General features: G+C 42.9%; 14 protein-coding genes. 11 read left to right on the top strand and 3 right to left on the bottom strand.

Annotation, left to right across the window (positions count from 1 at the left end; genetic code table 11):
• Positions 1-374 precede the first annotated feature (374 nt).
• Complete coding sequence (locus U2718_RS05300; RefSeq protein ID WP_341995726.1) at positions 375-4,982, top strand: response regulator; 4,608 nt, start codon at positions 375-377, stop codon at positions 4,980-4,982.
• Positions 4,975-5,355 carry a response regulator gene (locus U2718_RS05295; RefSeq protein ID WP_341995724.1) on the top strand — a complete coding sequence of 127 codons (381 nt, stop codon included), beginning with the start codon at positions 4,975-4,977 and terminating at the stop codon, positions 5,353-5,355. The genes U2718_RS05300 and U2718_RS05295 overlap by 8 nt, the downstream gene beginning before the upstream one ends.
• Before the next feature lie 51 nt (positions 5,356-5,406).
• Here U2718_RS05295 and U2718_RS05290 read toward each other — a convergent pair whose 3' ends face one another.
• From U2718_RS05290 to U2718_RS05280, 3 genes are read right to left on the bottom strand one after another with little or no spacing between them, the layout of a single operon-like run.
• Complete coding sequence (locus U2718_RS05290; protein WP_341995722.1) at positions 5,407-10,827, bottom strand: PAS domain-containing protein; 5,421 nt, start codon at positions 10,825-10,827, stop codon at positions 5,407-5,409.
• Positions 10,824-11,090 carry a helix-turn-helix transcriptional regulator gene (locus U2718_RS05285; RefSeq protein WP_341995720.1) on the bottom strand — a complete coding sequence of 89 codons (267 nt, stop codon included), beginning with the start codon at positions 11,088-11,090 and terminating at the stop codon, positions 10,824-10,826. The genes U2718_RS05290 and U2718_RS05285 overlap by 4 nt, the downstream gene beginning before the upstream one ends.
• A 33-nt stretch (positions 11,091-11,123) precedes the next feature.
• Complete coding sequence (locus U2718_RS05280; protein WP_341995718.1) at positions 11,124-11,249, bottom strand: hypothetical protein; 126 nt, start codon at positions 11,247-11,249, stop codon at positions 11,124-11,126.
• Between the two features lie 117 nt (positions 11,250-11,366).
• On the opposite strand from U2718_RS05280, the gene U2718_RS05275 reads away from it, so the two are divergent.
• The 9 genes from U2718_RS05275 (at position 11,367) to U2718_RS05235 (ending at position 24,432) form a co-directional block, all read left to right on the top strand.
• Positions 11,367-12,041 (top strand): Hsp20/alpha crystallin family protein, encoded by a 675-nt coding sequence (locus tag U2718_RS05275; protein WP_341995715.1) that lies wholly within the window; start codon positions 11,367-11,369, stop codon positions 12,039-12,041.
• A gap of 257 nt (positions 12,042-12,298) precedes the next feature.
• On the top strand, positions 12,299-13,081 hold the full coding sequence (locus U2718_RS05270; protein ID WP_341995714.1) for a GerMN domain-containing protein: 783 nt from the start codon (positions 12,299-12,301) through the stop codon (positions 13,079-13,081).
• A 31-nt stretch (positions 13,082-13,112) separates the two neighbouring features.
• A complete protein-coding gene (locus U2718_RS05265) occupies positions 13,113-13,286 on the top strand; it encodes a hypothetical protein (RefSeq protein WP_341995713.1) in 174 nt (57 codons plus the stop codon).
• Positions 13,287-13,555: 269 nt separating this feature from the next.
• Complete coding sequence (locus U2718_RS05260) at positions 13,556-15,979, top strand: response regulator (protein ID WP_341995712.1); 2,424 nt, start codon at positions 13,556-13,558, stop codon at positions 15,977-15,979.
• The gene (locus U2718_RS05255) at positions 15,976-21,132 is read left to right on the top strand and encodes a PAS domain S-box protein (protein ID WP_341995710.1); all 5,157 of its coding nucleotides are present in this window, start codon (positions 15,976-15,978) and stop codon (positions 21,130-21,132) included. Before U2718_RS05260 ends, U2718_RS05255 begins: the two co-directional genes overlap by 4 nt.
• A 1-nt stretch (position 21,133) precedes the next feature.
• Positions 21,134-21,505: a response regulator gene (locus U2718_RS05250; RefSeq protein ID WP_341995708.1), complete on the top strand. Its 372-nt coding sequence runs from the start codon at positions 21,134-21,136 to the stop codon at positions 21,503-21,505.
• 212 nt (positions 21,506-21,717) lie between these two features.
• Positions 21,718-21,912 (top strand): hypothetical protein, encoded by a 195-nt coding sequence (locus U2718_RS05245; RefSeq protein ID WP_341995706.1) that lies wholly within the window; start codon positions 21,718-21,720, stop codon positions 21,910-21,912.
• The gene (locus U2718_RS05240; protein WP_341995704.1) at positions 21,905-22,645 is read left to right on the top strand and encodes a hypothetical protein; all 741 of its coding nucleotides are present in this window, start codon (positions 21,905-21,907) and stop codon (positions 22,643-22,645) included. The genes U2718_RS05245 and U2718_RS05240 overlap by 8 nt, the downstream gene beginning before the upstream one ends.
• Before the next feature lie 110 nt (positions 22,646-22,755).
• On the top strand, positions 22,756-24,432 hold the full coding sequence (locus U2718_RS05235; RefSeq protein WP_341995702.1) for an alpha/beta hydrolase: 1,677 nt from the start codon (positions 22,756-22,758) through the stop codon (positions 24,430-24,432).
• Positions 24,433-24,905 lie beyond the last annotated feature (473 nt).

Raw genomic sequence — 24,905 nt, 5'->3', positions numbered from 1 at the left:
TTTCATCCACTACCATAAACCCATGCAACGGCAGTGTTCTGCTTCTTCTAAGTCGTGCGTTGTCACCAAAAACATTGTACCGTAAAGGATAAAGTCTTCAATTAAGCGCCAAAATTATCGCCGTGCTAAGGGATCGACACCGGATGTTGGATCATCTAGAAATTATTGCCCTTTCAAATTTTTCCGTTTTTAAACCCAATCACCAGTCCCCAGTCCTTTTCACTCTTTAAAATTTGTAAATTCAGATTAGATATTTATTAACTAAAATTACATCTGTCTGGTATCTCTTTGTAAGATCAACATTGATAGATTTGGATTTTAATTTGTTCGGCTTGCAATTCCTAACTCTTGTCAAGATACATTAACTTTTTACAATGAAAATATTAATTGTCGAGGATGATGAGTTTGTTGCTCATGCACTTGCCGCTGTCCTTACTAGTTACAATTATGCTGTGGAAATTGCCTTAGATGGTCAGGCAGCATGGGATTTAATACAGACATTCGATTATGATGTAATTCTATTAGATCTTATCTTGCCGCGGATAGATGGAATTACTCTTTGCCGTCAAATCAGATCCCACGGTTTACGAATGCCAATTTTGTTGTTGACGGGTTGTGATAGCAGCCACGAAAAGGCGATAGGGTTAGACGCAGGAGCAGATGATTATCTTGTTAAACCTTTTAATCAAGAGGAATTAGTTGCTAGAATCCGAGCACTTTTACGTCGTGGTAATTTAATATCACAACCAATTCTAGGATGGGGTGATCTACAGTTTGATCCTACAAGTTGTGAAGTAACATATGCTGATAAATTGTTGTCATTAACTCCTAAAGAATATGCACTGTTAGAACTATTTTTACGAAACAGTCGCCGGGTGTTTAGCTGTGGGATGATTTTAGAACATCTGTGGACTTATGAGGATACTCCTGGAGAAGAAGCTGTTCGCACCCATATCAAAGGATTGCGGCAGAAATTAAAAGCTGTGGGAGCATCAGGAGATTTAATTGAAACAGTCTATGGCATTGGTTATCGTTTGAAGCCACTGAAAGAAGACGCGGGGAGATGGGGACACAAAGACGCGGAGAATAGTTCTCTCTCCGTGTCACCGCGTCTGGTTGTCTCCGCGTCTTCTCAAACTGCTTCTTCTGAAACCACATCTACTCAGCAGCAGACTCTCCAAGCTATTGCCGGATTGTGGAACCGCTTTCAACCGAGAATTGAAGCACAGGTAGCGTTACTAGAGCAAGCAGCTAGTGCTGCTCGCCAAAAATCTTTGCATCAAAAACTGTACAAACAAGCACAACAAGAAGCACATACTCTAGCAGGTTCTTTAGGCACTTTTGGTTATGCTGTTGGCTCTAAATTGGCACGCAAAATAGAGCATTTACTTAAAGCAAAGAAAACTTTGACAAAAGACGATACTATCCAGTTTGTGCATTGGGTAGAGCAATTACGTCAAGAAATAACCCGTAATGACCAAACTACAGTTTCTGCCCTTCCTTGTACAGAGCAGGAGTATCCCTTAATCTTGGTAGTCGATCGCGATCGCCTACTTGCTGAACAGATCCAGGTAGAATCCGCAATCAAAGGCTTGGAAGTTACTATTGCTACTAGTATCGAAATAGCCAAAAATAAGCTGTACCGAGAGCATCCAAGTGTAGTGCTTTTAGATCCAAGCGTTTCGTCAGATATTGAGGACAGCTTTAGCCTGTTGGCAGAATTAAAACAGCGTAAACCTCCTGTACCAGTAGTAGTTTTTACAGAACAAAGTGATTTTAACAACCGCTTGCAAGTCGCTCGTAAAGGCGGACACACCTTTTTGCAAAAGCCCATGCCCATTACTCAGGTGCTAGAGGCAGTCACGCAAGTATTACAAGAAGCTCCCTACGCTGAAGCTCATATATTGGCTATAGATGACGATCCGAAAATTGGTGCGTTATTGCAAACTTTGCTCAATCCTTGGGGCATTAAAGTCACAACTTTAGAAGATCCGCGCCGCTTTTGGGAAACTCTGCAAACTGTAAATCCTGATTTGCTGATTCTAGATGTGGAACTTCCTCAGTTTAGCGGAATTGAGATTTGCCAAGTAGTACGTAATGATCCCCAATGGAGCGAATTGCCAATTTTATTTTTGACAGTTCACAGCGATGCCGACATTGTTAATCAGGTTTTTGCTGTTGGTGCAGATGACTTTGTGAGTAAGCCCATTGTAGGGCCAGAATTGGTAACGCGGATCATCAATCGTCTAGAACGAATTAAACTACGACGAGGAATGAAGCAAAGCGATCGCTTGTTGGAAAATGAAGACAAGTTAACAGAAGAAAAACTCAACATTCGCATTAGTCAAGAAGCTACAGTAGCTCAATTAGGACAATCAGCTCTTTTGGGCAAAGAACTTTCTAGCCTCATGGATGAAGCAGTAACACTAGTGGCGCAAAACTTGGGAGTTGAATATTGCAAACTCTTGAAATTACTTCCCGAAGAAAATACCATGCTGTTATGTGCTGGTGTAGGCTGGCGTGAAGGACTTGTAGGCAAAGCAAAGATTCACTCAGATTCTTCTGGCTCTGGTTATACTTTAGTGGTACAGCAACCAGTTATTATTGAAGACTTACGCACAGAAACGCGATTTCAGCCTTCTGCTCTACTCCGAGAACATAGAATAATTAGTGGCTTAAGTGTACCGATTCCCAAACAAAATGGTTCCTATGGAGTTTTGGGAGTATATTCTACAACAAAACAGACTTTTACCGATCGCGATATTAATTTTGTTCAATCTGTTGCAAATATACTTTCGGCAGCATTGGAAAGACAACATACAGAACAGGCTTTACGTCAAGCCAAGGACGATTTAGAACTGCGAGTCGCAGAGCGTACAGCAGAGTTAACTCGGATTAACGAGCAACTCCAATCTGAGCTAAACGAGCGCCAACGCGCTCAGGCAGAACTGCGAAATTCGCAGGCAATGTTTGCTGGGATTGTATCAATTGCAGATGATGCAATCATTTCTATTGACAGCAATCAAAATATTACTTTATTTAACCAAGGAGCCGAGAAAATTTTTAGCTACGAGGAAAGGGAAGTGCTTGGGCAGCCATTAGACTTACTCCTGCCATTACGGTATATCCAAGCACATCGTCACTATGTTTCAGACTTCGGCAGTTCTGCAAAAGTTGCTCGCCGCATGGGAGAACGCCGCGAAATATACGGACGCCGCAAAGATGGCACGGAGTTTCCAGCAGAGGCTTCTATTTCTAAATTAAAGCTGGGGCAAGAGATAGTATATACCGTTTACTTGCAAGATATTAGCGATCGCAAGCAAGTGGAACGGATGAAAGATGAATTTGTTTCTGTTGTCAGTCACGAACTCCGCACACCCCTAACTTCAATTCACGGCTCTTTGGGAATGTTAGCCAGCGGTTTAATTCAGCCAGAGTCTGAGCAGGGAAAACGCTTGCTACAAATTGCTGTAGACAGTACAGAACGCTTAGTCAGGCTGATAAATGACATCCTTGATATTGAGCGCATCGAGTCGGGCAAAGTCAAAATGGAAAAACAAAGTTGTGATGTTGCTGACTTGATTGCAGAAGCAGTAAATGTGATGCAGCCCCTTGCTGATCAAGCAGGAGTTTCCATCTCGGTTTCAAGTTTATCTCAACAAATCTGGGCAGATCCCGATCGCATTGTCCAAACTCTGACAAATCTTCTTAGTAATGCCATCAAATTCTCGCCTGCTGGTTCTACTGTTTGGTTGAGCGCAGAGGAGGGGAAAGGGGATAGGGGGAATCAAGAGGACATGTGGAGGTGGAGACAAGGAGACACGGAGAAGAATTCTTCCCTATCTTCCTCATCTGTTTCTCCCCCACTCTCCGCGTCTTTCCCATCCCCCAGCATCTTATTTACTGTTTACGACAACGGGCGTGGCATTCCGGCAGATAAACTCGAAAGTATTTTTGAGCGCTTCCAACAAGTTGATTCTTCCGATTCCCGCAACCATGATGGTACTGGTTTGGGCTTGGCTATCTGTAAGAGTATTGTCCAACAACATGGCGGACAAATTTGGGTAGATAGCGAATTGGGCAAGGGTAGTACTTTTTACTTTACGATTCCCCTGTCTTTAACATCGGGGTGTTCCCAAGATACTGCACGGCAGCCTGCACAAGTCGAAAAATCTGTCGTGTTTGAGACAGACACAAAGTACCTCCCCTATTCGCCTCTAGTACTCGTCTGCGACGATGATGCAGAAGTTCGTACAGAATTGCAAAATCTGCTGGAAAAACGTCACTATCGGGTAGTGGCGGTATCTAATGGAGAAGAAGCGATCGCTGCTGCATCTGCTCAACATCCAGATGCGATCATCTTGGATCTGCTGATGCCCGGTATGAATGGCTGGGAAACAATGGCAATTTTGAAGGAACGAGCAGATACTCAGAATATTCCAATCATTATTTGTAGTGTCTGTGGACTTGTCAAGACTAGCCAAAAAAAGCAGGATTTTGTCAATTGGGTGAGTAAGCCACTAGAAGAAAGCTTGTTATTTCAGTCATTACGACAGGCGCTGCAACATTCCTGCAAACTAGTTCGCGTGCTGTTGGTTGAGGACGATCCCAACTTAGCAGAAGTTCTGCAAACCCTGTTTGAGCAATATAATATTGAAACTTTCCATGCCAAAACTGGAAAGGAAGCAATCCACCTCTCTCAAGAGGTAAATCCCGATTTGCTCATTCTCGATTTAGTTCTGCCGGAAGGCGACGGTTTCAGTGTTGTGGGATGGTTGCAACAACATCATCATCTTTGTAAAATTCCCCTAATGGTTTATTCGGCTAAAGAATTGGAAGAATCAGAAAGAACACGATTGAAATTAGGACATACGGAATTTCTCAACAAAGGGCAAGTAACACCCCACGAATTTGAGCAACGAGTAATGACACTACTACACGAAATTACTCAAAATTCCGCACAGGATGGTCATAATGACTAATAAAAAAATTTTAGTAGTGGATAACGAAGAATATATTCAAGAAGTTGCCAAAATTTGCTTGGAAACTGTAGCAGGATGGGAAGTGCTGACAGCAAGTTCTGGCAAAGAAGGTATCACTAAAGCCGAGACTTTTCAACCAGATGCAATTCTCTTGGATGTGATGATGCCAGATATGGATGGTTTAGCGACATTTGAGAAATTACAAAATAATCCGGCAACAAAATCGATTCCGGTAATTTTATTGACGGCTAAAATTCAAGCTTCCGATCGCCGCCGCTATGCCCAACTAGGTATGACAGCAGCGATCGCCAAACCCTTCAATCCTTTAGAATTAGCACCTCAAGTGGCATCAGCTTTGGGATGGAGTTTTTAACATCTGCCACCGCTCTTAATATAATGTTGTGCTCGGTTAACACTCTTGTCTTCACTTTCGATTTACTAGAGTGGCGATCGCATTTACCAATATATCTGGCTCCACAGGTTTAGGAATATGCTGTTGAAATCCAGATGCTAGTGCTTGTTTTTGATCGTACTCTCCGGCATAGGCAGTGAGAGCGATCGCGCTCACCAACCCACCTTGTTCGGGCGATCTGCTGCGAATTTGCTGCATTAGCATATAGCCGTCAATCTCTGGCATCCCAATGTCACTAATGAAGATATCGGGAGGTTGGCGATCAAACACCATCAGTACTTCAGCTGCGGTGGCTGCAACTATCACTTGCGCTCCTTGCTGCTCTAAAATCACCTGGATCAACTCTCTCATATCCTCGTCGTCATCAACCACTAAAATTGTGAGTTGACTTAAATCAACAGATTGCTCGGTGGTTAAATGTTCTTCTGTTGCCTCTTTACCTTTAGTCATCAAAGGCAATCTCACAATAAATGTAGCTCCCTGTCCCTCTCCTGGGCTTTTAGCATCAACAGTTCCCCCATGTAGTTCAGCCAAATGGCGAACGATCGCTAAACCTAAGCCCAATCCCCCAAACTTGCGAGTTGTGGTGCCATCTTCTTGACGAAAGTAGTCAAACACATAGGGTAAAAAATCTGGATTAATGCCCTTTCCGGTATCCTTAACCTGAATTTGGGCATAATTACCAATTTGATCCAAACAAATTTCAACTTCTCCCCCATCAGGGGTGAATTTAACAGCATTAGAGAGCAAATTCCAGACAATTTGTTGTAGCCGGGCAGCATCACCACAAACCTGTGTGTTCTTGAGGGATATAGCAGTTCGGATGTGAATCTGTTTGGCTTCTGCCGCCAGTTGCACCGTTTCTAGAGCGGATTCAACAATAGTAACCAAGTTAACAGGGCAAACATTTAATACCATCTTGCCTCGCAAAATTCGAGACACATCTAATAAATCCTCAATCAGTTGAACTTGCAACTTGGCATTGCGCTCAATTGTTTGTAGAGCATTTTTTGCCCCTTTTGCGTCAAATTGGCGTGTTTGCAATAGTCTTGACCAACCGAGAATCGGGTTGAGAGGCGATCGCAATTCATGGGATAATACAGCCAGAAATTCATCTTTGATCCGGTTTGCTTGCTCTGCCGCTTCTCGTGCGGCTTGTTCTTGTTGCAAAACCCGTTCGCGCTCGCGTTCGAGCTGTACTCGCTCGGTAATGTCGTTGGAAATTCCAATTAAACCAATCACTTCCCCTGCCTCGTTCCGGTAGGGCGCTTTCATAGCGATAAATGTCCGCACACCATCGGGTGATTCTTCAACCACTTCCGTGTGTCCGGATTCCATAATCCGCCGATCATTTTCCATTACTCTTGCTGCGTCTTTAGGGTTTGGATAGAGATCGCAATCTCGATAACCAATTACCTCCTCAGCAGTTTTACCGAGTACTTCCAGCGTGGCAGGATTAGCATAGATGATATGTCCTTGTCGATCCTTGACAAAAATTGGTGTGGGTGCCGACTCATTAATCACGTTCAAAATCGCATTCTTTTGCCGCAGTTCTTCTTCGGTGCGTTTGCGAATCTCCTCAAGGCGTTTGGCAGCAGTAATATCAATGCAAAGATTCACAATGCCATCGGGGGTTGGATATACTCGATTTTCAAACCAGCGATCCCATGTAGAATAGTAATATTCAAACTGAGTCGGAATTTGTTCGCGTACAACTTGATGCAAGCGATCGTAAAAATCAGTTCCAACCAAATCGGGAAATAGATCCCACATACTTCTGCCTAAAATCTCTTCACGGGGCATTCTCATTGTTTCGGCAGCTTGAGCATTGAGATAGACAATTCGCCAATTGCGATCAAACAAAACAAAATCTTCTCGAATGCTTGCTAAAACTTCTTGCAGTTTAGATTCTGCGGCTTCTGCCAAGGAGCGTAAAACTTGTTCGTGTTGCAGCAGCTGTTCTCGTTCTGCCTCTGCTTGTTTGCGATCAGTAATATCGAGGGCTACACCGAGCCAATAAGCAATCTTGCCGCTTTCATCGCTCACGGGCAGCGCACGGGTGTATAACCAGCGATAAACACCGTCAGCGCGGCGGAATGGAATTTCAATGTCGTACTCACAAACTTCTGTGATTGCAGTTTGCCAAACTTTGTAAACGCGATCGCGATACTCTGGATGAATATACTCAGCCCAACCATCACCTTGCAACTCTTCGAGCGATCGACCGATAAATTCTAGTCCCCTTTGATTGTAATAAGTGAGGTAGCCATCTGCTCGACTCATAAATACAATTTGCGGCGATAGTTCCGTCAAAACTCGATAACGTTCTTCGCTTTTCTGCCATGCCTCTTCTGTTTGCTTGCGATCATTAATGTCGGTGTTTGTGCCAAACCACTGCACAATCTGCCCTTGCTCGTTACGAATTGGAATCGCCCGACTTAAGAACCAACGATAGGCTTTGTCAGAGGAACGTTTGAGACGAAATTCAGTTTGATACAAAGTCCCAGATGTAAGACATTTTTTCCAAGTCGCATACGTCAACTCTATGTCGTCGGGATGGATAACCTGTTGAATCTCGTTCTCATTTTTGGTCTGTTCGAGTGTTAATCCGGTATATTCTGTCCATTGCTGACTAACATATTCAGCTTCGCCATTAGCGTTGGTGATCCAAACAAGCTGTGGCATGGCATCAGCTAGCTGACGAAACTGCGCTTCTCGTTGGTGTAGTGCTGACTCAATTTGTTTACGTTCGGTGATATCAGCCAGAAAAACCGTCAGTCCATCAGGCGAAGGGTAAATTCGATGATCGTGCCAACAATTCCAAGGGACGTAAAGATAATCAAACTGGAGTGGCGTTTGCTCAGTTATTGCCCGGTGGAATTGCACGTAAGCATCGGTGTTAACGGCATCAGGAAAAAGATGCCAAATGCTTTGCCCCAGCAGCGCTGATCGCGGCATTCCTACCATTTCACAATAGCGATCGTTGACGTAAGTGTAACACCAGTTGCGATCAAGGACATAAAACCCATCATTGATACTCGACAAAATGGTTTCTACGGTTTGCTTGGCGGCTTCTGCTTCCAGCCTAAGTGCCTGCTCCCGTTGACTGGCTTCTCGTCGCAGTTGTGCCAGTTTCAAGGTTGCCTCAACTCGCGCTAACAATTCACGGGCAGAAAATGGCTTGATCAAATAGTCGTCGGCTGCTGCCTCTAGCCCCTCGACGCGAGCTTCTTCCCCAGCGCGAGCAGACAACATAATAATGGGAATTTCTCTCGTAGTTGAGGCTGTTCGCAACTCTCGCAATAGCCCAAAGCCATCTAATCGGGGCATCATCACATCCGTGAGGACGAGATCGGGGATTTGTTGCTCAATTACAGCTAACGCCGCCATCCCATCAGCGGCAGTTTCTACCTCATATCCCTGGCTGATCAATAACCGTTTTACATAGTTGCGCATATCGGTATTGTCATCGGCGAGCAAGATTCGAGCTGTAAGGGGTGATGGGGTAACAGGGTGATGGGGAAACGCTTCTGAAGATGCGGAGAGAGAAAAATTCCCCGTGTCTTCTTTCCCTCCCTGCCCTTGTTTTTTTGTTCCCGTGTCCTCTTCCGGTAGCCAACGCAAAGCTTCTTCCAAGTAAGGAGCTGCACCTAAGGCAGTCGAAGCCAGGTTTCGTGTTGCCTGAATTCGATCCGAGGGCAAATGAGCCATCCCAGTCGGAATCGTGACAGTGAAAGTTGTGCCTTCTCCCTCAATGCTTTCAACCTGTACTTGTCCTCCATGTAGTCGTACTAGCTCCTGCACGAGTGCCAAACCAATTCCAGAACCTTCTTGGGTTCTTCCTCTTGCCCCCTCCACCCGGTGAAACCTTTCAAACAAACGAGGCAATTCTGCGGTTGGAATGCCAATGCCGGTATCGCGCACAGTCAATTCAACCTGGTTATGCACTTGCTTGAGAGTTACTGCAATCTCGCCTGAAAAGGTGAATTTAAAAGCATTTGAGAGGAGATTTAGAACAATTTTTTCCCACATCTGGCGATCAACATAAATCTCTGTCGATAGTGGTTTGCAGGAGATCATAAACTGTAAGCCTGCTTGCTTGATCGCCGACTGAAACACACTGGCTAACTCGGTTGTATATGCGGCTAAATCTGTTGGTTCATATACCGCTTGGATTCGCCCAGCTTCGATGCGTGAGAAGTCAAGGAGGGTGTTCACCAGTTTTAGTAATCGCAATGAGTTGCGATGGATGAGTTCAATTTGCTGTTGTTGTTCGGGTGGAATTAAGCTCTCAGTTGCCAGCATATCCTCTAAAGGCCCTAGCATGAGCGTTAGTGGTGTGCGGAATTCGTGAGAGACATTGCTGAAAAATATGGTTTTAGCGCGATCAAGTTCTGCTAGAGCCTCAGCCCGTTTGCGCTCTTCTTCGTAGGCAAAGGCGCTAGCGATCGCGTTAGCAATATGCCCCGTTGTCATCTCCAAAAATTGATGTTGATCGTCATCTAACGCCCGATAGGGATTCACCCCAAGCACAAGCACCCCCACAATTGAGTCTTGAGTTGAAGCTCGAATTGGCATAGCGATCGCCCCCCTAAGGGGAATGTGTAAGGGGCCGACTGGAAATTCTCCCCAACATTGCGCTACATTCTCTAAAATAAACAGTTGATTGTTTTGTACAACTGAAGCAAGTGCTTGTGTAAATAAATCATTGGGTTGGTTCAGATCCAGTTCTGCCGGGGCAATTAAAGCCTGAATTTGAGGAGTTTGGGCTTGTAAATTTGCCTGAGTTTGCTCAGAATTTAACAAATAAAGTAGAGCAACAGGAATATCTGATGAGTTTTCTGAAAGAGTCTGTATCGCCTTTTGACAGGCTTGCTCAACCGTTTTGGATTGCCCAGTTTGAGCAGCTAAATTACGTAATGTGGCTAATCGACGTTCTCCTACGACTCGCTGGGTTGTCTCAGCAACTGCGGTGAAGGCTCCTCCCACTTCTGTTGTTTCTAAATAAATTGGACTGTAAGAATAGGTGAAATAGGCTTCCTCAGTATATCCGTACCGATTGACTAATAATAATAGATCGTCTGACCAAGTTGCTTTGCCAGTCGTGAGGACGCTACGCAGCTGTGTCCCAACAATGTCCCAAATTTCTGACCAAACTTCCTGTCCTGGTTTTCCTAATGCTTGCGGATGTTTGTTGCCCAAAATTGGTTGCCACGCATCATTATACAGTAGAGTCAACTCTTCACCCCACCAAATCACCATTGGAAAACGCGAGTTCAAGCAGATATTAACTGCTATTTTTAAACTCTGTGGCCAATGCTCAACACTGCCAAGGGGCGTTTGTGTCCAATCGTGCAAGCGCATGAGTAGCGCCATCTCACTGTCGCCAACAAAAATTTCTGCCGCGATCGCCTGTGGTTGCGTTGCACTCATGATTTTGACTCGCCTTCTGGAAAATATTTTGTTCGCAATGCCTCGCCGCGATCGCCTAACTGTCCTAGCAAAATGTCAATTTGCTTCAGTGCTAGAGGAGAAGGTGTAGCGTGTCCATTCTCCCAACGATTAATCGTGGGGAAAGTCATTCCTAATTCCTGGGCAAACTTTTCCTGAGATAAATTCATTGCTTGCCGTAATTCTCGAACCAGTTTGCCGATCAGCGGTTGTTCTGGACTCAGCCGCTTTACCTTCAAAGCCATTGCCACAATTAGGTATAAAGAGCTTTATATTTATCAATTTTGAACTGATGTAATGCGATCTCTATCTACCTCAAGATAGACAGTAAACCGAAAATTTGATGCTATCTGTTCTACTTCCCCGTGTCCCCGCGTCCCCGCGTCCCCTTCTTCTATCCTCACAAGTTCCTCAAATTATTTTCCTAACTTGAAGATAGAGCCGGAATTTACAACGGTTGATCCCCGTTAATTGACTAGTTCAAAAGCAAAGTTTTATAAAGCGTAAAAAAGGAAAAGGATATGTCTTTAATTCATTGGCAACCTTTAAGAGAAATTAATGCTCTACGGCAACAAATGAATAGTCTGTTTGATGAGTGGATGCATGGTGAGCGTACAACAAGCTTGTTGCCAACATCAAATTTGGCTTGGGTTCCGGCAATTGAACTCAAAGAAACCGACACAGACATTATCCTAAAAGCTGAAATTCCAGGTATTGAAGCTAAAGATTTAAATGTAGAAGTTAGCACAGATGCAGTGTTAATTACTGGAGAATATCAAAGAGAAAGACGCGAACCAGATAAAGGATTTATTCGCTCTGAATTTCGTTATGGACAGTTCCAGCGAGTAGTACCTTTACCCATACCAATACAAAACGATCAGATCAAAGCGGAATTTAAGAATGGTGTTCTCACACTTACACTTCCCAAAGTTGAGGCAGCCAAACGCAACGTAGTAAAACTCGATCTCAGTACAGAACAAGCAGCACGTCAAGCAATGACTAAAGAACGTCAACACCAAGAACACTTGCAACAGACAATGCACGCCCGCACCTTAAAAGAATTAGAAAATCAAACTAGCAATGTCGTTAAAGAAGAAGCCAGAGAATCCTTAGTTGAACAGCGCCAGTACAAACAACACTTGCAAGGTACAATGCACACTCGTGCAGCTGCTGAAGTCAGTACACCTGATAAATAGGCTAGTACAAATAGAGTTAACTAGGTAGGTCGTCATTCGTCGGGACAGGTTTATTTAGATATTTCGTTATTTGAGAGAAATTGTTGTTAAAACCCGCCCGTATTTCCAGCTATTTTACATTCCTGAACGCACATTGCTTTGATTGTTGCCTACCTACTTATGCCTACTTAAAAGTCTTTATTAGAGAGCTAATTGTCAGAAAAAGCATAGATATTTCTGGAAAAATTTTTAAGTTTATTAATCAGCGGGAGATAGTTATGAAAACCCAACATATTCATTTAATTAATCAAGAGACTATTGTTGGTTTTGCACTACTCCTGCTAGCTGCCGTGGGAGGAGGTGCGTGGTGGGCATGGCAAACTACAACACCTAAATCAGTAAATCAAACACCTATTCCTTCACGAGTAGAAAAAGCTCCAGTGGCAACGGTACCACCAACTGTAATTCCTTACCACACCCAAAAACCATCTGTGATGACGGTACCGCCAAGAGTAATTCCTCACCAAACCCAAAAACCACCTGTTGCAAAGGTACCGCCAAGAGTAATTCCTACGCCATTAAAGACATCAACGCCAGAAATTAACCAGCCAGTAACACAACTCCAAGCACAAATTTACTGGCTGCAAGTGACAGGTGAGCAAATTCGTTTAATACCACAAGAAGTTGCCCTTAAACCAGAAAATTCATCAGAAGTTGCTCTTAAAACCGCATTTGACAATCTTTTTACCAGTTCTAAACCTTCTCACTTAACTACTACCATTCCTGCTGGTACTCGATTACTTGATTTGCAAGTTACTAAAACAGGAATTTATGTGAACCTCTCTGGAGAGTTCACTCAAGGAGGAGGCAGTACTTCGATGATTGGTAGAGTGGCGCAGGTACTTTATACCGCCACTAGTGTCGAGCCTGAAGCCAGAGTATTTCTTTCTGTAGAAGGGCAACTCATAAATGAGGAGAATCCTCTGGGTGGTGAAGGAATAATATTGACAGAACCTCTCACACGACAGCAGTTTGCTCAAGATTTTGCCATTCAAGCATAAAATTTCAACTAAAAAATCAGGAGAAGTTTGTATGAATAACAATACAAAGCAACATGGAATCTTGCAAGCAATATTAGAGCTTCCTCAGAAAGTTATTCGTTATGTTTCTAGCGCAGCCGTAAGAATTTTTAGTCCCCCAGATGACAATTACCCAGAAACAGGAGTACAACCATTTGAGGGAGAACCCGCGAAGAAAAAAGACTGAAATCATGTACGCTGGATGTTGTATATCTTTCGTTATAAACGTCATTAGTCATTTGTGTTTTGTCCTTCGTGTGAAATAATGACTAATGACAAATTATAAGTTCATCAATATAAATCTATCCAAAGGATGATTAAAAAATACTGTTACGGGTAGATAAGAATATAAGATGATGTAATTCCCAAAAAACTATTATTGACTCTGATCCAGATTTATTGAAACCCTGGACATTACCATTACTAGGAGTTCACTTGGGTGAAGGTCATTCCTTCATGAAAATATTATTAATAGAAGATGATCCATCTGTAGCTCAATTTCTTTCCAACACGCTGACTGCCTATCGGTATACTGTAGATACCGCAGCAGACGGTCAGTTGGGCTTGGAGTTGGCTAATCAAGGAGAGTATGCTGCCATCTTACTTGACCTCATGGTTCCTAAGATAGATGGACTCAGCCTCTGCCGTCATTTACGCCGTCAGGGATGTCAAACTCCAATCTTGATCCTGACAGCGAAAGACTCAGACGAGGATATTGTAACTGGACTTGATGCCGGAGCGGACGTTTATGTGACAAAGCCTTGTGAGCCTTCTCAGTTGATAGCACGAATTCGTGCTTTGTTGCGCCGCCAGGGAAGTGCTGTCTCATCTCCAGTTTTAAAATGGGGATCGTTGTGTCTCGATCCAGGTTTAATTCAGGTAACTTATCAACAACAAATCATTACTCTTAGCCCCAAGGAATATAGTTTACTAGAGCTATTTTTACGCCATCCTCAACGCATTTTTAGTCGTAGTGCCATTATCGATCATCTATGGTCAATTGATGAATCACCCACCGATGCTGCTGTGACTAACCTGATCAAAGATTTGCGACGCAGGTTAAAATCGGCGGGCATTATGGAGGATGTGATTGAAACGGTGTATAGATTGGGATATCGGTTAAGAGTTCCACCACTAGGAGAAAAAAAACAGAACGAAGAACAGGTATATTGGACACAGCAACAAGAAAGTTACCTCAGACAAGAAGGGTTGGTTCTATTTGATGAAGCGCTCCAAGATTTTCAAGCTTCCTTGGAGAAACGGCTTGAAGTTTTGGACAGAACCAAAACATTACTCGAACTAAATCATCTCGACTCCTCAGAACGAGAACAAGTCGTAGAAGAAGCACATCGATTGGCTGGTGGTTTAGGAACATTTGGATATATCAGGGGATCGGAATTGGCCCGATCGCTTGAACATTTGTTGGTGGAAGAAACGCTTCATGGGGAGCAGCTTTATACCCAGTTCTGTTACTTGTTGGAGGAACTTAAGCAAGAAATTGCCAAACCACCAACCTATTTAACTACTAATACTCCACAAACTGCTTCTACTCCATTGGTGTTAGTTATTGATCATGACAATTCATTCCTAGAAGCATTACGACAAGAAGCAAAAAATCGAGGATTTCGAGTCGATGTTGCTCCTGGGCAAGTAAATGACTGGCATTGGGAAGTACAAGAGGTTCCCAGCGTAATTTTGTTGAGTCTTCAGGGTACTTCTATGCAAGAGAATGAACTGTCTGTGCTTCAAAATCTGAAGTCGCAGTTCCCAGCTATACCAGTGCTAGTACTTGCCAAGCAAGATCGTTTGGATGAGCGAGTTAGTGTTGCTCGCTTTCGGAATGTTCGTTATCTGCTCAAACCAACGGTAGCAGAAGATTTATTTGAGACGATCGCCACAATTCTGGCACAAAATACAATCTCCGATGCCAAGGTGATGGTTGTTGACGACGATCCAGTAGTGCTAAAAACGCTCACTGCGCTGTTGCAACCTTGCGGACTTCAAGTCACGACTGTTCCTCATCCAGAGATGTTTTGGCACGTACTTAAATTTACAGAACCAGATGTATTACTGTTAGACTTGAAGATGCCGACATTCGACGGAATCGACCTATGTCGTGTTGTGCGGCAAGATTCTGCCTACGCAGATTTACCGATTGTAGTTGTCACTGCTCATACTGATATAGATTCCATTCAGCAAGCATTGGCAGCAGGCGCTGATGATTTTCTTTGCAAGCCGATCGTCGGTTCAGACTTAGTAACTCGCGTGATTAATCGGATTGAGCGATCGCGTAGCTTTACTGGTGGCAATTCGCGCTCACAGCAACAACAGCTAAAATTACCCCAAGATGAACCTCAGACAGTGCAACGTGAGGTAAATACAGATTCACTGACAAAGGTTGCCTCTGGACAATATTTTTATGAATTTTTCGCTCAGGTGTGGCAACGTCTTAGCTGTGAGCAAGCCCCTCTTTCCCTGATTTTATGTGATGTAGATAACTTTACGTCTTATAACGACAGTCACGGTTTTCAAGCAGGAAATTTTTGCTTGCAGCAAATTGCCAACGCAGTCAAAGAATGCATTAACCCCAACAGCGATCTCGTAGCTCGGTATGGAGGGGATAAATTTGCCGTGATTTTACCAAATTCTAGCCCCAACGCGGCATTACAGGTTGTAGAGCGGATTCAACTTAGAGTTGCGAATCTACAGATTCCCCATAATTCATCAAATACAACTCATCAGTTTGCTGTGAGTTTAGGTGTCACCAGTACTCTACCAACACCAGAAAAATCTCTCCAAAATGCAATTGCGATCGCCACTCAAGCACTGTATGCTGCCAAATCAAGAGGAGGCAATACTTACTGCTTGTATCCATCATGACCGAATCGTCAAATTCATTTCAACGCCTGCAAGAATATTTTGCCAAAATTCCGCTATGTGTAATACTCGTAGTTCCATTTGTCTTGCAGCTTTTAGCGAGTGTTGGAGTCATTGGCTATATTTGCTACGCAGCTTGGCAGCGCTCTACACAAAAAGTGGCAAATCAGGTAATGAAAGAAGTTGGCGATCGTGTACAGCACTATTTGAGTGATTATTTAGAAACTCCTCAACTCATTAATCGTCTCAACGCTAATGCTATCCGTTTAGAACAAATAGATATCAATAATTCCACAAGTTTAGAACGCCATTTTTTACAACAAATTCAAACATTTAATTCGGTAAGTAGTATTCATTTTAGCAATCCTCAAGGCGGATACATTTCCGCTGGGAATGATGAACGTGGGCTTTCAGTTGCGTTCACAGACAATTTTGTCAAAGGGACTCTTTATGTATACGGAGTAGATAGCAAAGGTAACCGCACAAAGCGATTTATTTATAAACAAAATTATGATGCTAGTCAGCGACCATTCTATCAAAATGCTGTCAAAGCAGGTCAACCGATATGGACTTCCATTTATAACTACATCCCTGCTTCTATGGGTTTAGGGATTGCCGCTAGCTATCCTCTCTACGATCAAGCAAATCAACTCCAAGGCGTTTTATCAACTGATATAAACCTGACAAAAATTAATAAATTCCTGAGTAATCTAAATATTTTCACACAAGGAGAGGTTTTAATCTTAGAGCGGTCTGGACTGATTGTAGCTTCTTCAACCTCCGAACTACCTTTTTTTATAAGTGCTAATCAAAGCCAAACCAGACGACTCAAAGCCATTGAAAGTCAGGATCTCTTAGTTCGTTCTACAGCCCAACATTTGCTTTCCTATTTTGGTGACTTAACCAAGATTGAAACACCACAGCAACTTCAGTTTGACGTCAAAGGTAAACGATTATTTCTCCAAGTCAACCCTTTTCGGGATCGCTTTAATCTTGATTGGCTTATCGTCACAGTACTGCCAGAATCTGATTTGATCATAGACATTGATAGTAACAACCAACGAATACTATTTTTGTCTGGCTTCACTCTAGTATTAGCAATTGGCACAGGAATTGTCACAGCTTGCTGGATTGCTCTTCCCATGCGTCGCTTGCAAAAAGCAGCCAAGGCTATTACGAAAGGAGATTTGGCTCATCCGATCGCCACAGGTGGAGTTGGAGAAGTTGCTCAATTAGCTCAAGCTTTCCAGCTCATGGCAAATCAGCTTGATAGTTCCTTTCAAGCCCTAAAAGCCAGCGAGCACAAATTTGCAATCCTTTTGAGTAATGTTCCAATTGGAATTAGCGTTTTTGATGCCCAAGAAAATCCGATTCTGATTAATAAAGCTGGTGAAGAAATTCTCGGACGCGGTTTAGTATCTGACATCCGGCTAGCTCAACACTCTCAAGAATATCAGATTTACGTGGCAGGAACCAATCAGCTTTACCCTACCGAGCAGTTACCAGCGACACGAGGATTGCAGGGAGAAACCGCATTAATCGATGATCTTGAAATTGTCGTCAATGGGAGACGAAAACCGTTAGAGGTACACACTATTCCCGTGTTTACCGATAGTGGCAATGTAGCTTATGTTATTAACGCTTTCCAGGATATTACAGAACGACGTCAAGCTGAAAAACTGCGCTCAGATTACGAACGAGAACTAAAACGCTGGGTTGACGAAAAAACAGCAGCCTTGCGCCAAAGCGAGGAAAGATTTCGATTGGCTATCAATCATGCCCCCGATGTCTTTGTAATTTATGATCGCGATCGCCGTTATTTGTACGTCAATGAAAAAGCGCGAGAACGAACAGGATGGACACTTGATCGCTTTATTGGTTATCGAGACGAAGATTTGTTCGCACCTGAGTTGACTACACATTATCTGCCGATTCTGCAAAAAACAATTTCGACAAAAAAATTACAAACCGGAGAGTTTACCGTTAGGTTACCTAGACAAAAGCCTTCCACATTTATTGTCAAGTATGTACCTTTACTGGATGAACAAGGCGAAATTCAACAAATATTAGGAATTACGTTTGATATTAGCAATCGCAAACACATTGAAGAAGTCTTGCGCCAAAGCGAAGCTCGCTTGACAATGGCTCAACGCGTTGCCCAAGTAGGCAGTTGGGAATTTGATCTAGAGAACCAAAATATTACTTGGTCAGAAGAAACATTCTATCATTGGGGATTCGATCTAACTCAAGGCGAACCAAGTTATCCCGAACTGCTGCAAAGGGTTCATCCTGAAGATCGAGAAATTCTCAACCAATTTTTTGAACAGGCGATCGCTCAAGGAATTCCCTTTATTCTAGATTTACGAATCTTGCGCCCAGATGGTTCTATTCGCTACCTGGATTATCGAGGTGAGCCTTTATGTGATGCCCAAGGACGAGTCATTAAAGTAATTGGTACATCAATAGATATTAGCGATCACAAATGGACAGAAGAAGCCCTACGCCAAAGCGAAGCTCTGAATCGCGCGATCGTCAATGCCCTACCCGATTTGATGATTCGGATGCATCGGGATGGAACTTATTTAGATGTCAAGCCAACAACTGCATTTCTCACCTCTGCCTCACCCCTAGTAGTAGGGCAAAATGTGCGAGCCGTTCTTTCTCCTCAAGTAGCACAACAAAGAATGGCTGCCATAGAAAATGCCCTACAAACAGGAGAAATTCAAATTTACGAGTTTCCATTTGTCGTTCAAGGAAAATCTCTCTGGCAAGAAGTACGAGTCACGCCGCTCGATGCCGATGAAGTTTTAGTGCTGATTCGCGATCTCACAGAGCGCAAAAAAGCTGAAGAAGCAATACGACTACAAGCTGAACGCGAACATTTACTAAGAGGAATTACTCAACGCATCCGTCAATCACTCGATTTAGGGCAAATTTTACGCACAACAGTAAATGAAGTGCTGCAAACACTCCAGTCTGATCGGGCATTGATTTTCCGCCTCTGTGAAGATGGCTCAGGGCAAGTAATTCAGGAGGCTGTACTTCCAGAATACCCAGTTACCGAGTCAATGCTTTTTGCTGATGAGTCTTTTCCTAAAGAATGCTATGAATATTACTGCCAAGGGCAACCTCGTGTTGTTAATGATGTGTTTGCAGAAAACTTTAGCTCCTGTCTGGTAGAATTTATGCGAGAAATTGGAGTTAAATCTAAAATAGTTGCGCCTATTGTGCAAACCACAGAAAACTCATCAACTAAAGTTTGGGGGCTGTTGATTGTTCATGCCTGCTCTCAACATCGTCAGTGGCAACAATCAGAAGCAAACTTTTTGCAACAAATTAGTAATCAGTTGGCAATTGCAATACAGCAAAGTCAGCTATATCAGCAGACTCGCCAGCAAGCTCAACGAGAGCAAACGCTCAATCGGGTGGTGCAAGCAATTCGCAATTCTCTAGATTTGGACACGATTTTTGCAACTACAGTCTCGGAAGTGGGTTTGCTTTTACAAGTGATGCGGGTAAATATTATGCAGTATTTACCAGAGCGCGGTGTTTGGGTGAGTGTAGCAGATTATGTCCAAGATCCGAGCTTAGAAAGTAGTGTCGGGTTAGAAATCCCTGATACAACTAACCCCATAGCCACAAAACTCAAGCAGTTTGAGATTGTACAAATTGTGATTGATGCTCCTATCTCAGAAGACGAAATTGCCCAAACATATCAAGGAGCTTGTTTGAAATATCAAGGAGCCTGTTTGACAGTTCCCCTTAAAGTTGAACAGCAAGTATGGGGAAGCCTGACGCTAGTTAAAGATCCACCCTCTGCTTGGCAGCAGTTTGAAGTGGATTTGACAATTGCAGTCGCAGATCAACTGGCGATCGCAATTCAGCAAGCTAACTTTTACAATCAGTTACAAATTGAATTAACTGAACGCCGACAAGCAGAGGAAGCACTCCGTCGTAGCGAAGAACGATTCCGTAAGGCATTTGACAATGCACCAATCGGCATAGCATTGGTGTCACTGAGCGGACAGTTCCTCAAAGTCAACGCCTCCCTGTGCGAAATTGTTGGATATAACGACGAAGAAATGCTCGCACTCACTTTTGGGGATATCACTCATCCCGACGATCTCGAACCCGATCTCGAAAGCCGAAGACAGATCTTAGCAAGTGAAATTCGTGTCTATCAGGCAGAGAAACGTTACATCCACTCATCAGGCAGAACGATCCAGGTGCTTTTGAAAATCTCCCTTGTCAGAGATCAACAAAGGCAACCGCTTTATTTTATTGCGCAAATTCAAGATATTAGCGATCGCTACAAGGTTAATCGCATGAAAGATGAGTTCATCTCAATTGTCTCTCACGAACTTCGTACTCCATTAACGGCGATTCGCGGCTCTCTAGGAATTTTAGAAATGGGTGTTTTAGATCATGAACCTGAGCAAGCCAAAGAATTGCTGCAAATTGCACTTAACAACAGTGATCGCCTAGTGCGTCTTGTCAACGATATCCTCGATTTGGAACGGCTGGAGTCGGGTAAAGTCAAACTTGTGATGGAAGCATGCGAAGTTGCTAATTTGGTGAGGCAGGCAACAGAATCAGTACAGACAATTGCCGATGACGCTGACATCACACTTGCTGTACAATTTGCAAATATCCAAATCTGGGTAGCTCCAGATGCGATCGTGCAAACCTTGATCAATTTGTTAAGCAATGCTATTAAATTCTCATCTGCTGGTAGTACTGTTTGGTTAAGGGTGGAACAGACAACAAATGAAATCATTCCGCTCAAAAGCGGTGGTGATCAGGTAGACATACAAGACACACACAGACTTGCCGACAAAGTAACAGAACAGGCAAACCCGAAGGAAGACAGTGAGATGATTTTCTCTGAGTTTTTGACTTCTCCACCCTCTCCATCTCCTGTACTTCTGTTTTCCGTCAAAGACAAAGGACGTGGTATTCCCTCAGATAAGCTCGAAACTATTTTTGAACGTTTCCAGCAGGTGGATGTCTCCGATTCACGTTCCAAAGGAGGAACAGGGCTCGGATTAGCTATCTGCAAAACTATTGTTCAACAACATGGTGGAAACATTTGGGTAGAAAGCAGCGTGGGAGAAGGAAGCACTTTTTATTTCACATTGCCAATTATTAGAAAGTAGGATGAGTAAACGTATTCTTGTTGTAGATGACGAAAAAGATATCCGCAGAGTTGTGCAAATTTCCCTAGAAAAGATTGCTGGCTGGCAAGCAATCATGGCTGAATCGGGGCAAGAAGGATTGCTCAAAGTTAAAACTGAAAGCTTAGATGCGATTCTTTTAGATGTGTCAATGCCTGATATGGATGGGTTTCAGTTTTTTGAACAACTCCAGGCTGATACTGCTACCAAGTTAATACCAGTGGTACTGCTGACGGCAAAAGTATTACCCAGCGATCGCCAACGCTTTGAACAGATGGGAGTTGCGGGTGTGATTACAAAACCATTTGATCCCATGACAGTATGGAGTCGGGTAGCAGAGATTCTAGGTTGGTGAGCTTGATACATATAAAACTCTTATTTTTTTCTTATTAATCTCTTATTTGTTTGAGCTATCTGTTCATTTATAGATTCAGCAGATTCTGATGGAGATATTAGAAAGATGACACACATGGTAATTAAACTGTCAGACTGAAGTATTCATTCCCAGCATCTCTAGTAGCTCACTAAGGTAGATAATTTTGTGATCTAATTCTTATGAGTTGAATTTTGGCATTGCCGATTTGGGATATGACAATGATGATGTTAATTATTCAAACCCTTGTAGAGATGCCCATACCACAAGTACTCCCTCAGAAGAATTTCGTGTCTGGACATCTAGATTCATACTATGATTTAGCAACGCCTGATTTTGAAGGCGAGAAACCACAACCTTATAAATATTCTGGAATTACTTGTGAATAATTCTCAGCTTCCACACAGTACGATCGTTGTCTTGTTGAGCGTGACAACTGTTTTGACAACAACATTGGCTAATCAGGCGGCACTATCAGCATTGAACGTATTAACAGAACTCAATGTCGAGATGCGCCAGACGCAAACAGATATGACGAATCCAGCAATATTAATCATTGCTCAACAAAGTGACTTTGCCAGCTTTTTTGAAGAAGGAAGACTGCGTTCGGAGAATCGATTGCAATTCAACCGCCCTTCCAATCCAGCTATCAGCATTGATCCAACTGGCAAGAGTTGGCAACTAGTTGTCTTTCGAGAAGGTAATTGCTCTTTCTGGATGCCACCAGGGGTGATCAGTCACGAAACACTGATTCTGAACACTCAAGCTGATAAACTGAGCTTTCGCACTTTGTCTTCTAGTTCTAATCAAGGGCGTTATCTGGCAGCATATGCCTCTAACCTCACAAAAGCGCAACGCAATTCCCCGGAACTCATCTTTAACGCTATCAAGGAGAAAATTACATCTGCAAATCAGTTTAGCCTCAAGCAGGAAAATCCTGTAAAGTCATCTCAATATAATGGTCGTGACTTCCTGTTTGAAAATAAGAATCAGGCGATCGCTCTGCGAACATACCTAATTGAAGGACGAATTTATGCTTTGGGAGTTCAATATCCAAAGGCAAATGCACCGACACGGGCTGTAAATGCTTTTTTAGATTCATTTGAATTACTAAAAAGTTAGTTTATATTGATACTTGATTTATACTTGCGACTTCACACCCAGCTTTACATATTATTCAAGACATGAGAAACTCAGCAGTTCACTGCTTCTCAATCCTCTGCTGTATAAGCTTGGGGATACTTTCAATCACACTGAAGCCAAAACCAGCTTTTGGTGCGGAGCAAGTATACATTATTTATGGGCCACTTAAGCTTTCTCTCACAGTAGATTCTCTGAGAACTTTTGCTGAGACTGGTAAAGTAGACAACGAGCTAAAGTTTTACGCTCGATTTGCAGGTGAGCAAGCAATGGCTCGATTGCGTCGAATGTTGCAGATCCGCAGTCAGCTTCCTGTGACAACCGTTTCTCAACTCACCTATGCTCCCATGTCAGAGGATTTTCTGCAACGAATAGGCCACTATGTCCAAACGGAATCTGGTATAAATGGTTTTCATGCAATTCGCGCCGCCTGGATTTTGTCTGCCAGCAAATCAAATAGTTATACACTAATCGATGTGATGCGAAACTACCCTGCACAAGGTATTCGCATTGATGTTGCAAATATCCAAAAATTGCAAAATTTATTATTAACACTAATCAATTATAAAAATGCAGTAATTGGGGCGATCGCTTTGCAAGCTAAAGTTGAAGCTGCTGCCGAACCTCAAATAAACTTTTCGCTATCACCCGATCCACGAAAATCAGGAAAATTCCAATTTCTTCAACGCACGCTAGAATTACAGCGTTCTATGCCAACGCTCAGAGGAGAGCGAATTATCCGTAAGTTCAAGGTAAATTTATACATCCCTGAAAGTTTGCCTCAACCCGCTCCAGTTGTAGTAATTTCTCACGGCATGGGATCTACACCCAGTGGATTTAGTTACTTGGGTGAGCATTTAGCTACTCATGGTTTTGCAGTTGCTATACCGGAACATATTGGCAGTGGTAAAGCGATCAAAGAGGCATTATTTGCAGGTTTAATTAACACCAATGTTTACCCAACAGACTTTGTTGAACGTCCTAAAGATGTTCAACAAACACTTGATGAACTAGAATGGCTATCTCATTCAGATCCCAATTTGAAAGGACGTCTCAACCTGCAAAATGTAGGCATGATCGGACATTCCTTTGGTGGCTACACTGCTTTAGCAGTGGCAGGAGCAAGGCTCAACATGACACGAGTTTATCACGATTGTGCTATTGATCGCACGCGTAACAATCTCTCTACTTATTTGCAGTGCCTAAGTCAACAATTGCCTGCAACAGATGGGCGTTTGGGTGATCCTCGCATTCGAGCAGTAATTTCAGTGAATCCTTTGACTAGTATAGTTTTTGGCCCAGAAGGGATGAGCGAAATTGAGATACCAACTATGCTCATGAGTGCTACTAATGATATTCTCACAGCTCCTGTACCAGAACAAATTCATCCTTTTCTGTGGCTGAAAACTCCTGAAAAATATCTAGCTTTGATGATTGAAGCAGGGCATACCGCAGCAGATCAAGGAGATGGAAGCAACCCCAATCTTCCCCAAACATCTAGAGATATCTTATTTGCTGGCCCTGCTCCAAATTTAACACGGGAGTATATCCAGGCATTAAGTTTAGCTTTTATGCAGATATATATTGGTAATCGCCTTGAATATCAAAAGTATTTAAGAGCCTCCTATGTCAACTCTATCACCCAAGAGCCTATTCAGCTTAAGTTAGTGCGATCGCTAACACCCACCCAACTTCAACAAGCCTACGGAGATTCCCCGCCGCTAGAATTTTTTCCTGCTCCAGTTGAGGTGTTCGTACCTAAAATGTGATGGCTTTGCTTCCTCTTGATCAGGCTCCAGCCCAGGAAAGAACGTGCTGATCAATTCTCCGTGTCCCCACCTCACCGTGTCCTCTTCATCTGTTCCCCGTTCCCTTGCCTAAATAGATAATTTATTTTGCACAACTACTTATGTGTGCATTTATGTTGATTTTTTACTAACACAAAAATCTTGTGTATTAACTGTAACGTGACCGCACATATCTATAAATAAACATTGATTGAAAAAGTATAAATACTCTGTGCTAAAGACTTACATTTGTTGTTTCTAGAGCGATCGCGATATCAATCGTACTTCCAAAAGCAGTAAGTATTAATATTCTATATTTCGCTTTTTACGACACTAACAAGATACGTAGATTAACGGTATTTTGTTCAATTTACCAGTGGTATATTTTTGACTGTTAATCGAAAAGCCCATACTGATTAGATTCCCAAGTTCCCTACGAAAATATCTTTTTTATA

It is taken from the genome of Chlorogloeopsis sp. ULAP02 (assembly GCF_038404745.2).
In the GTDB taxonomy this organism is placed as follows: domain Bacteria; phylum Cyanobacteriota; class Cyanobacteriia; order Cyanobacteriales; family Nostocaceae; genus Chlorogloeopsis.
This window is presented reverse-complemented; position numbering and strand designations above follow the sequence as displayed.